This is a genomic window from Alkalispirochaeta alkalica DSM 8900, assembly GCF_000373545.1.
GTDB lineage: Bacteria > Spirochaetota > Spirochaetia > DSM-27196 > Alkalispirochaetaceae > Alkalispirochaeta > Alkalispirochaeta alkalica.
The window spans coordinates 1-1,944 of the sequence record NZ_KB891718.1 but is presented as its reverse complement, the minus strand read 5'-3'; the positions used below and the strand labels follow the sequence as shown (position 1 = coordinate 1,944).

Annotated in this window: 1 protein-coding gene; it reads left to right on the top strand. The window is 53.9% G+C overall.

From position 1 onward, the window contains the following. The first annotated feature begins 65 nt into the window (after positions 1-65). The gene (locus tag B071_RS0109820) at positions 66-1,814 is read left to right on the top strand and encodes an alpha/beta fold hydrolase (RefSeq protein WP_157703127.1); all 1,749 of its coding nucleotides are present in this window, start codon (positions 66-68) and stop codon (positions 1,812-1,814) included. Positions 1,815-1,944 lie beyond the last annotated feature (130 nt).

Below are 1,944 nucleotides of genomic sequence, written 5' to 3'. Positions count from 1 at the left end.
GTCCTTGTGTTTAAGCCGGAGGGTATTTTCGGTACCAAGAAGAGGCGGAAAGCGTGAACGTCAGTATGAAGCGAATATTTGGATATGGACTGACTATCCTGGTTGTGGCTGTGCTGGGAGTTGTTATCAGCGGGCAGATGTATGTGTTGGCCAACTTTTCCTACATCCTGATCTGGGCGATTGCCGGNATGGGGATGGTGTTGCTGATTGGTTTTGGCGGNCAGCTTTCACTTGGTCATGCGGCTTTCGTGGCAATCGGCGGATACGCTACGGCCATGATCACCACCAATCTGGGGGGATCGCCTGGCATGCTGGTGCTGGGTGTGCTGGTCGGGATGCTGATCTCGGTCTTCTTTGCCCTCCTGATCGGATTACCGGCCTTGCGCCTGAAAGGCTACTATCTAGCGATCGCCACGATTGCCTTCGGGGTTGGTGTCGAGCAGGCTATTCGGGCTACCGAATGGCTGGGTAGTGCGCGCGGCATCTATAATATCCCGCAGCTGTTTGGCATGAGTCGTCTGGCTGATATCTGGGTCTTTCTGACGGTGCTGGCGGTATTCCTGGTCTTGTATACGGTTGGTCTGATTATTATCAAATCACCCTATGGCATCAAGTTTCGTATGATTCGCGACAGCGAAGTGGCAGCGCGCAGTTACGGAACCGATTTNACCAAAAACAAGCTGCTGGTCTTTATTCTCAGTGCAATTTTCTGTTCGGTTGCCGGTTCGATGTATGCCATGACCCAGGGGCTGGTTTTCCCGGAAACCTTTGGTCTGATGGCGGCGATTAACCTGCTGCTGATCATTATTATTGGTGGCGCCACCATGCTGGAAGGCGCTCTGATCGGTTCCCTCATCATTATGGGCTTGCCACTGCTGCTGTCGGATGCNCCGGGCGGCTCACTGTCACTGATCAACGGTATACTATTGATCTTGTTCGTGCTGTTGCTGCCGAAGGGAATCGCCTTCGAGCTGTTTATCCTCTGGGTAACCAGGCTGCAAAAACCCTACATCAAGGTTTTGCGCTTTTTCTACCGCCTCAAGCCGACCTTTGGCAAATATGTTGAAGTGGCACCAGACACCTGCATTCACTATGTTGAGAAGGGTGAGGGCAAGACACTGCTGTACTTGCACGGCAATTTCGCCAGCCATATCTGGTACCGCGAGGTAATGGATGTGCCGGGCTACAGGACGGTGGCACCGGACCTGGTCAACTTCGGCCGTTCGGACCGGGTCAGCGGTAGTGATATCGATACCTATGCTGATAGCGTGGCGGCCTTTATTGACAAGCTGGGACTGGANTCCGTATATGTGGTTGGCCACTCATTGGGTGGTGCAGTAGCCATCAGTCTGGCCTTGCGTTACCCCCAGAAGGTAAATCGCATGCTGTTGCTGGACTCCAGTCCGGTTGACGGGGTGAAGGTCAGTGAAGAGTTCTACCCGATTATCGAGGCCACCAAAAACAACTACAGTCTGCTCAAACAGGCTGTCGCCAAGATTATGGGCACCCGCAGTGCTGATCTGAAACTGGCGGCGNGTTTTACCAAGGAAGGGCTGCTCATGAACACCGAATCGTTTGTGGGCAACGCCAAGGCACTGGCCCGGTTTGATTATACCGATAAGGCCAGAACCAACCGCGTTCCAACCCTGGCCGTTGTGGGGGCCTTTGATCCTGTTGTTTCAATCGATGACTGTGAGCGCACCGCCAAGGCCCTGAACGGTGAGAGCCGGGTAATCGAGCATGTCGGGCATGCTCTGAACATCGAGGATCCGCAGCTGTTTATCAAAACAGTAACCGAATTCGATACTGAATGAGTCCAAAGCGGAAAGCCACCGGTCGCGAGCGCATGTTGCAGGCGCTCGCGATCTGTTTGCTGAACGGTGGTAGGGTAGGCAACCCCTCGAAGTCTTGCAATGGCTCGTGCAATCCCGGGGAAACCCGTGT